This is a genomic window from Shimia sp., from assembly GCF_022448905.1.
In the GTDB taxonomy this organism is placed as follows: Bacteria; Pseudomonadota; Alphaproteobacteria; order Rhodobacterales; family Rhodobacteraceae; genus Shimia.
In genome coordinates, this window is the sequence record NZ_JAKVCW010000004.1 from 48,663 (window position 1) to 61,105 (window position 12,443).

At 55.3% G+C, this 12,443-nt stretch carries 12 protein-coding genes and 2 tRNA genes; 8 read left to right on the forward strand and 6 right to left on the reverse strand.

The annotated features are described in order from the left end of the window. Positions 1-25: 25 nt before the first annotated feature. Complete coding sequence (gene neuC, locus MK208_RS05310) at positions 26-1,165, reverse strand: UDP-N-acetylglucosamine 2-epimerase (RefSeq protein ID WP_294114661.1); 1,140 nt, start codon at positions 1,163-1,165, stop codon at positions 26-28. A gap of 160 nt (positions 1,166-1,325) precedes the next feature. Here neuC and MK208_RS05315 point away from each other — a divergent pair, with 160 nt between their 5' ends. After that, a complete protein-coding gene (locus MK208_RS05315) occupies positions 1,326-2,159 on the forward strand; it encodes a hypothetical protein (protein WP_294114662.1) in 834 nt (277 codons plus the stop codon). Continuing rightward, positions 2,156-2,974, forward strand: a complete 819-nt coding sequence (locus tag MK208_RS05320; RefSeq protein WP_294114664.1) for a glycosyltransferase family 2 protein — start codon at positions 2,156-2,158, stop codon at positions 2,972-2,974. Before MK208_RS05315 ends, MK208_RS05320 begins: the two co-directional genes overlap by 4 nt. A gap of 28 nt (positions 2,975-3,002) precedes the next feature. On the opposite strand, the gene MK208_RS05325 is transcribed toward MK208_RS05320, so the two are convergent. The 4 genes from MK208_RS05325 to MK208_RS05340 form a co-directional block, all read right to left on the reverse strand. Further along, complete coding sequence (locus MK208_RS05325) at positions 3,003-3,752, reverse strand: glycosyltransferase family 25 protein (RefSeq protein ID WP_294115229.1); 750 nt, start codon at positions 3,750-3,752, stop codon at positions 3,003-3,005. 5 nt (positions 3,753-3,757) lie between these two features. Then, positions 3,758-4,786: an N-acetylneuraminate synthase family protein gene (locus tag MK208_RS05330; protein WP_294114666.1), complete on the reverse strand. Its 1,029-nt coding sequence runs from the start codon at positions 4,784-4,786 to the stop codon at positions 3,758-3,760. 93 nt (positions 4,787-4,879) lie between these two features. Continuing rightward, positions 4,880-5,578, reverse strand: a complete 699-nt coding sequence (locus MK208_RS05335; RefSeq protein WP_294114667.1) for a GGDEF domain-containing protein — start codon at positions 5,576-5,578, stop codon at positions 4,880-4,882. Positions 5,579-5,639: 61 nt separating this feature from the next. Continuing rightward, entirely contained in the window at positions 5,640-6,962 is a 1,323-nt protein-coding gene (locus tag MK208_RS05340) for an ATP-binding protein (RefSeq protein ID WP_294114669.1), read from the reverse strand. Positions 6,963-7,015: 53 nt separating this feature from the next. Between MK208_RS05340 and MK208_RS05345 the strand changes: the two genes are divergently transcribed. From MK208_RS05345 to MK208_RS05365, 5 genes are all read left to right on the forward strand, one after another. Further along, positions 7,016-7,918, forward strand: coding sequence for an MBL fold metallo-hydrolase (locus MK208_RS05345; protein ID WP_294115231.1), 903 nt, complete (start codon positions 7,016-7,018; stop codon positions 7,916-7,918). A gap of 111 nt (positions 7,919-8,029) precedes the next feature. Beyond that, positions 8,030-8,104, forward strand: a tRNA-Asn gene (locus MK208_RS05350). Positions 8,105-8,399: 295 nt separating this feature from the next. Continuing rightward, the gene (locus MK208_RS05355; RefSeq protein WP_294114671.1) at positions 8,400-9,242 is read left to right on the forward strand and encodes a peptidylprolyl isomerase; all 843 of its coding nucleotides are present in this window, start codon (positions 8,400-8,402) and stop codon (positions 9,240-9,242) included. Then, positions 9,239-10,249: a HupE/UreJ family protein gene (locus tag MK208_RS05360; RefSeq protein WP_294114672.1), complete on the forward strand. Its 1,011-nt coding sequence runs from the start codon at positions 9,239-9,241 to the stop codon at positions 10,247-10,249. The genes MK208_RS05355 and MK208_RS05360 overlap by 4 nt, the downstream gene beginning before the upstream one ends. 73 nt (positions 10,250-10,322) lie before the next feature. After that, a complete protein-coding gene (locus tag MK208_RS05365; protein ID WP_294114673.1) occupies positions 10,323-11,288 on the forward strand; it encodes a hypothetical protein in 966 nt (321 codons plus the stop codon). Position 11,289: 1 nt separating this feature from the next. Here MK208_RS05365 and MK208_RS05370 read toward each other — a convergent pair. Then, a tRNA-Ser gene (locus tag MK208_RS05370) sits at positions 11,290-11,379 on the reverse strand. Positions 11,380-11,485: 106 nt separating this feature from the next. Between MK208_RS05370 and MK208_RS05375 the strand changes: the two genes are divergently transcribed. Then, the gene (locus tag MK208_RS05375) at positions 11,486-12,355 is read left to right on the forward strand and encodes a DUF2059 domain-containing protein (protein WP_294114674.1); all 870 of its coding nucleotides are present in this window, start codon (positions 11,486-11,488) and stop codon (positions 12,353-12,355) included. The last annotated feature ends 88 nt before the right edge of the window (positions 12,356-12,443 follow it).

The following is a 12,443-nucleotide window of genomic DNA, read 5'->3' on the forward strand; positions in this document are numbered from 1 at the left end:
CAGGATGGGCAGTATAGATACTGACCTATGTGAGATCATGAAAGGCTTTCTGCAAACCTTGGGTCCAGAAGCTCGCTTCCTGCAGGGTTTCCACAAAACGTTCGGCGGCGCGACCTTCCCCAAAACCAGTATGTGGCACGTGGCGGTGGCCCCATTCCTTCGCAAGGAATGCATCAATAGAGGCCCGGTCGTTGGCGGCGCAGTTGAAGACGGAGCCGGATTGTGCGCGGTTGGTTTGGCGGGTGCCAATGTCCAGAGAAGGCAATCCAAGAAACGGCGCCTCGCGTACACCGGCAGAAGAGTTGCCCACCATGCAGGCCGCGTTTTTCATCATCTCAGAGAAATGGTTGAACCGCATCGACGGGAATTGACGAAAACGTTCGGCGGGCAATCTGTCGAGCACCGCAAAAATATCGTCAGACCCTGGATCATTGTTTGGTGCGATCACAATGAAGTTGCGCCCCGAGGCCTCCAGCGCATCAAACAAGTCCTGTGCCTGCGCGCCCATAGTGGCCTGCTCCGAGGTCACGGGATGAAAGGTTACCAAGCCAAAATCATCAAAAGCGATGTCGTAGCGGGCTTTGACGTCGTCCAAGGTCACACCAGATGCACCGGCATGGAAATCCAGCTCTGGGGAGCCAATCACGTGGATCGCGCCTTCCGATTCGCCCATTGCCATCGCGCGACGCTTGGCGTCTTCCGAGCTGACAAAATGGTGGCTGGCCAGTTTAGTGTTACAGTGACGATAAATTTCATCAATTGTGCCAGACACTTCACCGCCTTCGATGTGAGCGCAGGGGATGTAGTTTGTCGCAGCCACCAGCGCACCCGCAAGGGCTTCGATCCTGTCCCCGTGCACGACAACGAGGTCAGGGCGTGTCTCTGTCACATAATCTGAGAACCCAGTGACGGTCTTGGCCAAAACAATGTCCTGTGGATCGCCTGGGCGCTGATTGAGAAACTCGTGCTTGGTGACGCCCGGCATGCGATGGACTTCAATTTTGGTGCGCCCATACCGTTCCAGCATATGCATGCCGGTTATGAAAAACGAGACGTCAAAACCAGCGTCGCGCGTGGCGACTGCAAGTGGCTCCAGCTTGCCAAAATCGGCGCGGGTGCCAGTGAGGAAAAGCACGCCTTTGGCTTGGTCTGATGATGTGGTCACCTGCGTCTCCCGGACAGTGAGCGAGGTGGGGCGGGCCCGGATCACATCGCCTTTTGATCTGTTTTCCAGGAATTTAAACGGGGGATTTGGGGAAAACAAGATAGCGTTAGCTGTGCGAGGCTGCTGGACTTTTGGGGGGCTCAAAGCTAGGAGTCGGGCCATGCGCAAAGCCGTGTCAGTGTGCGCCAATGTCACTTGGAAAGGTCGACAAATGAACCGGGTCATTTTGACAATGAAGTGGGGCACTTTGTACTCCGCTGAGTACGTAAATGTTCTCTTCAATGCGGCGAAGGCCAATTTGGATGAAGATTTTATTTTTGTGTGCTTAACAGATGACCCAGAAGGCATTGATTCTGACGTTGTGACACATCCAATTCCCGAAATTGGTCTGCCTCAATCTGCCTGGAAAGCGGGAGCCTGGCCAAAGCTTTCGGTGTTTGTAAGCGACTTGTACGGTTTGAAAGGTCGGGCTCTGTTTATTGATCTGGATACGGTGATTTCAGGTGATTTGTCTGAGATGTTCGCGTTTCCTGGGGCATTTGTTTGTTTGGATTCTCGCCCGTGGCGTTACAAATCCGGTCCTGCGCGAACTGGGACTGGCATTTTTGCATTCGATATTGGGGAGGTCGGTCAAGTTGTAGATCACTTCGTGGCAAATATGGATGAACACCTGGAACGTTACGGGAATGAACAAGATTTTCTGCATGGAGAGTTCGCGGACCTGGGATACGGTGAAATAACGTATTGGCCGGATGCATGGCTGCAAAGTTTCAAATACCATTTGCGCCGTCCGCTTGTTTTAGACCGTGTTCTGCACCCACGAGCGCCGACTTCAAAAATCTTGTGTTTTCACGGCCGACCGCGTCCGATTGATTTGATCGATCCCCCAGTCGGAAATTGGGACAGGTTTCCACACTACGGACGAGGTCGTGTACCATGGATGGTCGACTATTGGACTAAGTATGGCGGCGTTCTCAAAGGAAAAGTGCAATGACACGTCTAGTGCTTTCCTTGACAACTATTCCACCACGGTTCCCATTTGTTGGTGAAAATCTGTCGCACCTGTTGGAACAAACCGCAGAAATTGAGGCAATCAACCTTTACGTTGCGCGAAAGTATAAGCGCTTTGAGTATGATTTAGAGGAATTACCCAGAGTACCCAATGGGGTCAACTTGCGCATTGTTGATGAAGATTTGGGGCCGGCAACAAAGGTTCTTCCCGCCGCTCGCGAGTACCGAGGGCAAGATGTTCACATTCTTTTTTGCGACGACGACAAACTTTATGATGCAACTTGGGCGCAGCGTTTTGTTGATGCCGCCAAAACCCACCCGGACTGCTGTATTTGTGAAGAAGGTGGCCATTTGAACGCGCCGCACTACGCAAACGATGGATGGCAAGGAGAGCGGAAACCACGCGCCGGTTTTATCGAGAAGGATGTTAAGTATCGACTGAAGCGGGCGATGAGTTTGGGGCGGTGGAAGCCGTCCAAAGCCAATGCTTCCGGCTACGTCGACATACTTGAGGGCTGGGGAGGCGTTTTGGTTCGTCCCGAGTTCTTTGACGAAGAATGCTATCACATCCCAGACGTACTTTGGACTGTAGACGATGTGTGGTTGTCCGGGTGTTTGGAACGCCGGGGAATTCCGATTTGGCTCAATACTGAACGAAAAGTGCGGTCGTCGGGACACAATGTAAATCTTCGAGGGGACTCCTTGGCGAAGCTTGTTCACGAAGGTCATGGCAGAGTTGAAGCGAACCGTGCATGTATAGAGTACTTCCGAAATACCCACGAGATTTGGCAAAACTAGGGTTTTGACCCCGGTGTTTCGGGAACGCCTAAAAGAGCATTCGATTTCTAAACAACCACCAAAAACGCCGTAGATAATTTGCAGCTTTCAAACGAAAATGCGGCAAGCGTTTGGTCCAATGTGGTTTTTTGACTTTATTGAAATCTGCTCCGGTTATGGTGGAAACGCCGCCATCATCAGGATGACTGGCAAACGGTTCGAGACCAATCTGACGGTAGTCATGACGAAAAAACCGGTTCAACTCGTGATCCATGGCGCGCGTTTGCGGCCAGATATTGGGCAGTAATTTCGCTGCCAACTCTCGGGTTATCAAGTAACAGGCGTTCCCGGTAAAGGGCCCGATGTACGCATTGAAACTATAGCCGTTTTTGGTGCCCTGGCTGACAGGCATTTTAGCGCGAATGCAATTGAAGCGAATGAGATCCCAGCGCGACCGCTCGGATAAGGCCGTCTCCAGGGCACGCAAAAAGTCGTCGTGAAAGACAACGTCGTCTTCCAAGATCAAAGCGACCTCCTTGTCACTGGCCAAGAATGCCTCCCAGACACCCACGTGACTGGCATAAACGCCCATCTTTCCTGGAAGTAGCGGTTGCCCCATATTGCGCGCATATGCAGTAGAATCCACGCGCTGTGCTAACTCGTCCGCTCTTTCCTTTCCGTTTACCGCCTCAATCAAAGTGGCCTCGATCCCCAGCTTAGTAAGCTGAGACATCATGGTTTTACGCCTGTCTGAGTCTTTGGGCAGATTGATCAACCAGACGCCGAGATTTTCAGGCACCGCACTCAAGAAAGATCGCCCCACTTAAGCTGCGTGTTGCGCGTGACAGCTCTCGTAAGGGTTTTGCCCACCACTTTGTCAAAGTCATAGCCGGGGATCTCGCCGGAGCCGGGACGGCGCGCCCAGATGTCTTCTTCCCCAATCACGTGGCCGGCTGGGAGATCTTTGTCTGCCACCACAGAGGCGCGAGCAAAGGCATACACAGACTCTTCGGCCTCAGTACGCTGTTTCGGGTTGTTGGCGGCAATCCAGATTTCACGGGAGCGTTCGATGATGTGGCGCAGCTCGGACGGGTCCATCGAGTTGATGATGTCCGGTCCTTGGCGATACCGCGTGTCGGTGTAGTGCCGTTCCAGAATACAGGCCCCCAGTGCCACAGACGCCAAGGCCATTTCCGGCCCAATCGAGTGATCCGAGAAGCCCACAACCGCGTTTGGAAAGGCGTCTTTCAGGTCGGTCACACCGCGCAGAGAAACGATCTCAGGTGGCGACGGGTAAAGGTTGGTGCATTCCAACAGCGCATACTCAATGCCAGCGTCTTCGAGGATCGCTACAGATCGGCGCATGGTGTCGATGGTCTGCATGCCTGTGGACAGGATCACCGGTTTGCCAAAAGACGCGATGTGGCGGATCAGGGGCAGGTTGTCCGCCTCGCCGGAGCCAATCTTGTAGGCAGGCACGCCGGCGTCAGCCAGGAAATCTGCAGCGCGGCGGGAAAAAGGCGTGGATATGAAGATCATGCCGAGCTCTTCTGTATAGCGCATCAGCTCCAGCTCCTCCTCAGCAGACAGCGCACACTGCTCCATAACTTCCCAGATCGAGACATCCGCATTGGGCGGGAAAATCTCTTTGGCTTCGTCGGTCATCTCGTCGTCGACAAAATGCGTCTGATGTTTGACCATCTCACAGCCGGAGAGGGCGGCAAGGCGCACCATCTCTTTGGCAACAGAAAGATCTCCGCCGTGGTTGATGCCAATCTCGGCGATCACAAGGGGAGGGTGGTTGGGGCCAATTTCGCGGTTGCCGATGCGCATGACTCATCCTTTTTGTCGGTCGCCTGTGTGACACGACAGCTATCCGTTCCGCTTCTGGCTGTAAAGTTGTGCCGGCGGCAAAGCGCCACGCGTTTAAGCAGCGGTTTTCACTAGATTGCAGCCTGCTGTCTTGGCAGCATAAAGCGCATCATCTGCCTCTTGCATGGCAGCCTGAGAATCGTTGCCATCGCCAATATGGCCAATGCCGATGCTGACCGTGACCGGGATCTTGCTGACGGACGTGCGGATCGGGGTGCGCGCGACTGTGGCTCGCATCCGCTCGGCAATATGCGCGGCGTCTTTGGGGGAGGTATTGGGCAGAAGCACAATGAACTCTTCACAGCCAAACCGCGCCACCAGGTCATCCCGACGGGTGTTGTTGATCAAACGATGAGCGGTCTCTCGCAGAACAATGTCCCCAACAAAATGCCCATGGGTGTCGTTGATCGCGCGAAACTGGTCAATATCGATCAGCAGAAGGATGGACGAGGTGTCTGGCGCAAGGGATTGCAATTTATCAAAAAAATACTGCCGGGTGACTGTCGATGTCAGAGAGTCGTGATCGACAGCATGTTGCAGTTTCTGCGACATTCGATTCAAGTGCATTATCATGCGACCGCCCAATAGAGCTGGCAAGGGCGTCACAACTGCGGGCACTGCAGCCGCAAGAGCCAAACTGCGCGAGCTTGGCGTGACATCAAACACCAAAACCGCCAGCGCCACGCACAAAAGCACAGCCAAAACAGTCCACCCGAAGGCAAAAAAGGCAAGATGGGCTCGGGTGCGGATCATCGCGGTCTCACGGCAAAAAGGGAGGTCTCTTAAGACTTAGCGGGTCGGCGCTAATTTTCCTTTAAGCGGAGGGTGCATTTGAACGTCCCAAAACGAGGTCTGCGCGCAGCCCCCCAAGACGTTCACTTTCGCCCAAACGCAGGATGCCGCCATGGGCGCGGGCCACGTCCGCAGCGATCGACAGCCCCAATCCCACGCCCATGCCTTTGTTCTGGTTGCGTCCGGGTTCCAAGCGCGCAAAGGGTTTGAGAGCTTCTTCGCGCTGTTCCGGAGAAATGCCAGGCCCGTCGTCTTCAATGCGCACGCGCAGATAGCGGTCGGTGATCTGCACCGAGACTTCCGCGTGATTGGCGTAACGCACGGCATTGCCAATTAGGTTCTCGATCGCGCGGCGGACGGTCACAGGGCGCAGCGACACCATGCCGTGGCCGTCAACTTCTTGCAGCGTCACATCATCGCCTGCACGTACAAAATCCTGCACCACATTTTGCACAAAGCTCATCGCGTCGACCTCTTCGCTGTCGTCCTCATAGGCGCCGCGCGCGAAACTGAGAAAGGCGTCCAACATGCGCTGCATTTCTTCGATGTCGCGCTCCAGCGGTTCCCGGTCCTCGTCTTCCAAAAGCGAAACGCCAAGCTTGAACCGGGTCAGAGGTGTGCGCAGGTCATGGCTGACCCCCGACAACAACAGGGTGCGCTGTTCGATCTGCCGCTCGATTCTGGCACGCATGTCCAAAAAGGCACTGCCGGCGGCGCGCACTTCGACTGCGCCGCTCGGCGAATAGGATACGCTTTGCCCACGCCCAAAGGCCTCTGACGCCGCAGCCAGTCGTTTGATAGGGCGCAATTGGTTGCGCAGATATAGATACGCCACAAAGGTCAACAACGCACCAAAGAACACCATGTTTACAAAGAGCTGGTGGGAATTGGCCGCAGAGACCCGACGACGGTCAAAATGCACCCGCAGATTGCCATCGGCATGCTGCATAAAGAGATAGACTTGGCCTTTTTCGGCAAGCTCAACGGCAGTAACACCGGGCAAGTACTTTCGAAATTCACGTGAGATGATGAAGGCTGAAAAATCATACCAGACCCGCGTGTCTTTGGTTGGCAACTGTTCCACAAAGTCCACGCGCATATCCAACGTTTCCAGCACGATGGGTAGGGCGTCCGGCACCTCGTCTTTATGCTCCACGCCTTCGAGCACCAAAAGCACTTCACGCGTCACAGCGCGGGTCATCTGCTCGGTCACACCCTCAAAATGCCGAGTTATCAGGCCAAAGGACACCACAAGCTGCAACAGCACCACCGGCAAAATCAGGATCAGCGCGGCCCGGCCATACAGGCTGCGTGGCATATAGCGTTTGAGCCACTGAAAGAACATGCGTACACCTTGCCGAAAGACCACTGTCAGAGAGGAAGACCATGGACGCGCAGATGATGGCTTTCAACCCCGAACCAGGGGTTGCGGTGGCGTTGGAACCCAAGGTGCGGCGAATCCTTGCGCCCAACCCGTCGCCTATGACCTTTCGGGGTACAAACACCTACCTGGTGGGCACGCGAGAGTTGGCCGTGATCGATCCCGGGCCGGAAAGCGATGCACATTTGCAGGCCATTCTGGAGGCGTTGGAACCCGGCCAGTCCATCACGCACATCTGTGTCACCCATGCGCATCTGGACCATTCCCCTTTGGCTGCGGCGCTCTCAGCGCACACCGGCGCGCCGATTCTGGCTTTTGGTGGCCCGGAGACCGGGCGGAGCGCAGTCATGCAAAGACTGGCCGAGTCGGGCCTTGCTGGAGGCGGGGAGGGCGTGGATGCCAGCTTTGCCCCGGACGTGGTTCTAGCAGAGGGGGAGGTGATCGAAGGGCCGGATTGGGCGCTCGAAGTGATTCACACCCCAGGCCATTTTGGCAACCACATCGCTTTTGGGTTTGAAGACATGTGTTTTGTTGGCGATCACGTGATGGGCTGGGCCAGTTCGCTGGTCTCACCGCCGGACGGTGATCTGACTGACTTCATGGCGTCATGTGAAAAACTGCGGGTGCGGCCTTGGCGGGTTTTCCATGCCGGCCATGGTGCACCCATCGAGACCCCAGCGGAGCGGCTGGATTGGCTGATGGCACACCGAAAGTCTCGCGAGGCCGAGATTCTATCCTCGCTCCAGCGAGGCCCGGCGACCGCCCAGGCTCTTGCGGCCTCGATTTACAAAGACACACCCGCCGCTCTGCTGCCTGCCGCTACCCGGAACGTCTTTGCACACCTCGTTGATTTGCAAGGAAAAAGCCGAGTTTCGTCAACCGTAGAACTTAGCGCAGAGGCGATTTTTGAACTTCTCTAAAATTTTTTCGTCGAAATTCAAAAAACTTCGAAAAAGCCTCTGGACGTCCCCGAAAACCATAGTTATACCCCGCCACATCTTCAGAGACACACTCTGACAGACACAAAATGTTCCGGCGTAGCTCAGCGGTAGAGCAGTTGACTGTTAATCAATTGGTCGTAGGTTCGATCCCTACCGCCGGAGCCATAAAAAGCCTCTAACCTCAACGGGTTGGAGGCTTTTTTGCTTGTCGGGTTACGCAAAAACAGTTTCAACAATGTGGGTATTTGGCGTTCAGGATGTGCCTAAGGAGCGGGTCTCCGAACGTCTTGCAAGACCTCTGTACAGATCGCTTTGGTGCAGAGTACAGTCGTTATGTGAAGCTTGCCTGATGAGTTGAGGCGCAGACGGCACTTCTTTGAAAAACCTTGATTTTCATTGCATGCAGGTTTGAAGTTGCGCGAGAGTTTCTGCCGACCTGTCACAAATTAGAGACCTGAGCATGGCTTTATATAAAGAACCTTTTTTGCATTTCGCTGCCTTGGGCATTGCCATTTTTGTTTGGTTTTCCGTGCAGCAGCCTGCGGAAATCGCAGAACCTGAGGCAGATGAGATTGTGGTCTCCGAGCAGGTGTTTGCGGCTTTGGCGTCACGATTTCAGGCGCAAAAGCAACGTGATCCCACGTCGGACGAGGCACAGGCGTTGATGGATCAATATGTGCGGAGTGAAGTTCTGGTCCGGGAGGCGCGGGCGCTTGGCCTAGACAGTGGGGATGGGGTTGTGCGCAACCGTCTTGTTCAAAAAATGGCGTTTCTTATGACTTCTGCGGCGCAGTCGGCGGTGCCAGAAGACGCGGTTTTGCAGCAGCATTTGACCGACCATGCCGAGAAGTTTCAAACGCCGGCAATGGTGAGTTTTGAGCAGATTGGCCTGAAGCCTGGCACGCCTTCGGAAGAGATCGAGGATTTGCTGATTGGCTTGAATGCGGGTGAGGCACCACCTGAGGAAGGGCTGTCTTCGCTCTTGCAACGCTCCCTTTCCAACGCGGGGCTCAATCAAGTGGATGGCAGTTTGGGACGCGGTGTTTTTGCGCAACTGGAAGCCTTGCCTGTGGGGCAGTGGGCAGGTCCTGTAACCTCCGGGTACGGTCAGCATGTGGTTCGCGTGATTGATTATGTACCGCCGCAAACACCGGATCTGGCCGATGTGCGAGATCTGGTTCTGGCAGATTGGCGCAGCGCGCTCGCCAATGATTTGCGTGAGGCGCAGGAGGCCGCTCTCATGGAAGCCTACACGGTCTCGCGCCCCACTGTAGATACCTTGCAAAACTGGATTGGCCAATGATCCGACTGCGGCATTTTCTGTTTCTGGTCAGCTTGTTGCTGACTGTTGGCAAGGGTGGAGCGCATGAGCTCGATCCCGGGTATTTGGACATCCGCGAAGTCGACGGCGGCGTCTACACGATATTCTGGCGCAAGCCGGATGTGCGTGGTCTGCCCATGGATATTGACGCACAGCTACCGCCAAGCTGCACGCCCAACGTTGGTCCTGAGGTGGTGTCCGATGGGGCGGGCTGGCAAACCCAGTGGACGGCGCTGTGTCCGGCAGGGCTGCAAGGACAAGCGCTGGAGATTGCAGGATTGGATCGTCAGAACACCGACGTCCTGGTGCGCTTTCAACCTTTGGATGGCATCTCATCCACCACGCGCCTCACCGCAACACAGCCGCAGTTTGTGATCCCGCATGCCCAAACCAAACTGCAAGTGGGGTGGACCTACGCTGTGTTGGGCTTTGAGCACATACTGGAAGGGTGGGACCATCTTTTGTTTGTCTTTGCACTGGTCCTGTTGATCCGCAGTAAGTCCCGTCTGATCGGTGCAATCACAGCATTCACAGTGGCGCATAGCATCACGTTGGCGCTGGCCGCGCTGGGGCATGTGTCCATTCCAGGCCCGCCATTGGAGGCGATCATTGCTCTGTCTGTGGTGTTTCTGGCCATAGAAATTCTCAAACGAGACGATACAAAATCGCGGCTGTCAGAGCGTGCCCCTTGGATGGTGGCCTTTGCTTTTGGGCTTTTGCACGGCCTCGGTTTTGCCGGTGCTTTGCAGGATATCGGTCTGCCGGAGGTGGACATCGCTTTGGCTTTGCTGACCTTCAATCTTGGCGTTGAGGCCGGGCAATTGGCCTTTGTGGGCGTGATCCTGGTCACTATTGCCGTACTGAGGGTGCTGATGAAGTCGGTGGATTTGCTGTCTTACCAACTGGTCAGTCGCGCCAATCTGGTGGCAGGCTATGCCATTGGCAGTGTTGCCACATTCTGGTTGGCGGAACGGATTTATGGGTTTTAGCGGGCAGGCTTTGTCGGGTTTTAGGCGCTCTATATGTGCGGCAATTATTGCGGCGTTCACGGCGACACCTGCCGTGCCTTGCGCATTTCATGGCTATGAACCCAAGCCCACGTTGGTGGAGCGTTTAATCAACGCTGACCAAGTTGTGCTGGCGCGTCCAGGGGCTGCAACACCGTTCCGATTTGACGTCACAACGCAATTGCGCGGGGATGCGCCGTTGGGGGCTTTGCCATTTCTGGTCGACAGCACCACACGGCGATTGATGCGGCTAAAGCCACAGGCACATGTGCTCTTTGCCCGTGACGCAGACACCGAGGTCTGGCATCGCCTCGCCACTGTGGATGCGGAAATTGATCCGGTGATGCACGACATCTGGAGCGCGCTGCCGCACTGGCAGGACGACCCGGCCATGCGGGCAACCTACTTTTCCAAACTTTTAAACCATCCCGACAGGCGGTTACGCGAACTTGCGCTGAGGGAGCTTGATCTTGCGGCCTACGGCACGTTGCGCGAACTGGATATTGACGTCGACGCAACTGCGTTGCGGTCGCAACTTGATGTAATCACTGAGATGGATCTGCGCGCGATCCGCATTCTTTTGATGGGCTTTGCTGCACCTTCGGCGGATCTTTCTGCGTTTCTTAGAGACAGGATCACCAAGGGCGTGACGCATGACAGCGACATGTTAGGCGCCTATGCGCTGAGCTTGATTGCGCTTGAAGGGCAGGGCGGTCTGCGCTGGTTGGCGGACAGGCATCTTTCCAGCCCGCATAACACTTACAACACTCACAGTGCGATGGTGCAGGCGTTGGCCATGCACTTTGAAACCGGCGACTCCGCCTTGCGTGAAACGATCGAGGAAATTTTGTCGGTGCGGGTGCTTTTTGACCTAGACCTAGCATATGTTGTGTCGCTTCAGTTTTCTGCCATCGCCGCCAACGCGGGGCTGGAGGTTCCGGAGAGCGAACTGGACGAAGATCCCTCATTGGAAGCCCTCAAGGCGATTGAGGTCAGCAAGTTGATTCCATTGCAGAATTAAGTGGCGGAGAGACAGGGATTCGAACCCTGGGTCCCCGTGAAGGGACAACGGTTTTCGAGACCGCCCCGTTCGACCACTCCGGCACCTCTCCGTCCGATAGACCGTGGTCTTGGTGAGGGCGTCGTTTAATCGGGATTGTGATGTGGCGCAAGTGGGATTTGCATTGTTTTGTGCAACAAATGATTTAGCTTAACCCCATGCAAAAGACTTCTGCCCGCGTGGCCCCGTTTGATGTTCTGAAAAACCAGCTGCTCTTGTTGGTCCTGTCGGCTATGACCTGCCTGTTTGCGCTGGTCTCGATGGCGCAGGCGGCCGATCGCGCCAATGTCGAAGCTTTTTTGAAAGTCACCGGCTTTGATGTGGCGATTGACTCGATCGCATTGTCGGCAACCTCCGCGCCGGACCTTTTGGGGATGAACCAGGGGGACTTCGGCGCGCAATGGACCACTGTCGCGGAAGATGTGTTTGACACCAAACTAATGCAGAACCGGGCGCTGGATATCCTGGAGGCCACGCTGGAGGATGATCTTCTGGCGCATGCGGCGGCTTTCTATGCCTCGGATTTGGGCCAGCGTCTGGTGGAAGTAGAAAACAGCAGCCACATGGCGGACGATCAAGAAAAAGAACTGGTTGGTAATGCGATGCTGGCTGATCTGGAAGCCAAAGATGATCCGCGGATCGATCTGTTCCGCCGAATGAGTGTGGCGATAGACCCAAATGACATCGGCCCGAAGGCGATGACTGAAATTCAGGTGCGCTTCATTTTGGCTGCTTCTTACGCCGGGGTGATTGATTTGCGCACCGACGAGGACGGGCTGCGTGCGCTGCTGAATGAGAACGCCGAAGAGATGGCCGAAGTCATTGAAACCTCTTCGCTGGCCAATGCCGCATACACCTACCGGGATTTCACTCTGGAAGAACTGGTGGAGTATACAGAGGCATTGGAGCACCCCGACATGATGACCGTGTATGAGTTGATGAACGCGGTGCATTTTGAGGTCATGTCCAACCGCTTTGAGGCTCTGGCCTTGCGCATGGGCGACATTCAGCCAGTGCAGGACCTCTAAGGCGTCAGACGCCCTTAAAAAACGGGTTGACTTAAAAGGTTTTCCACAGGATAAGCGCGCATCCGGCGTGAAGTGTGCACTTTGCGCC

Excerpts from the sequence above, each read along its gene's own strand:
- MK208_RS05315 (WP_294114662.1), top strand. The coding sequence starts at position 1,326 with ATGCGCAAAGCCGTGTCAGTGTGCGCCAATGTCACTTGGAAAGGTCGA.
- MK208_RS05320 (WP_294114664.1), top strand. The coding sequence starts at position 2,156 with ATGACACGTCTAGTGCTTTCCTTGACAACTATTCCACCACGGTTCCCA.
- MK208_RS05330 (WP_294114666.1), bottom strand. The coding sequence starts at position 4,786 with ATGCGCATCGGCAACCGCGAAATTGGCCCCAACCACCCTCCCCTTGTG.
- MK208_RS05335 (WP_294114667.1), bottom strand. The coding sequence starts at position 5,578 with ATGATCCGCACCCGAGCCCATCTTGCCTTTTTTGCCTTCGGGTGGACT.
- MK208_RS05340 (WP_294114669.1), bottom strand. The coding sequence starts at position 6,962 with ATGTTCTTTCAGTGGCTCAAACGCTATATGCCACGCAGCCTGTATGGC.
- MK208_RS05345 (WP_294115231.1), top strand. The coding sequence starts at position 7,016 with ATGATGGCTTTCAACCCCGAACCAGGGGTTGCGGTGGCGTTGGAACCC.
- MK208_RS05355 (WP_294114671.1), top strand. The coding sequence starts at position 8,400 with ATGGCTTTATATAAAGAACCTTTTTTGCATTTCGCTGCCTTGGGCATT.
- MK208_RS05360 (WP_294114672.1), top strand. The coding sequence starts at position 9,239 with ATGATCCGACTGCGGCATTTTCTGTTTCTGGTCAGCTTGTTGCTGACT.
- MK208_RS05375 (WP_294114674.1), top strand. The coding sequence starts at position 11,486 with ATGCAAAAGACTTCTGCCCGCGTGGCCCCGTTTGATGTTCTGAAAAAC.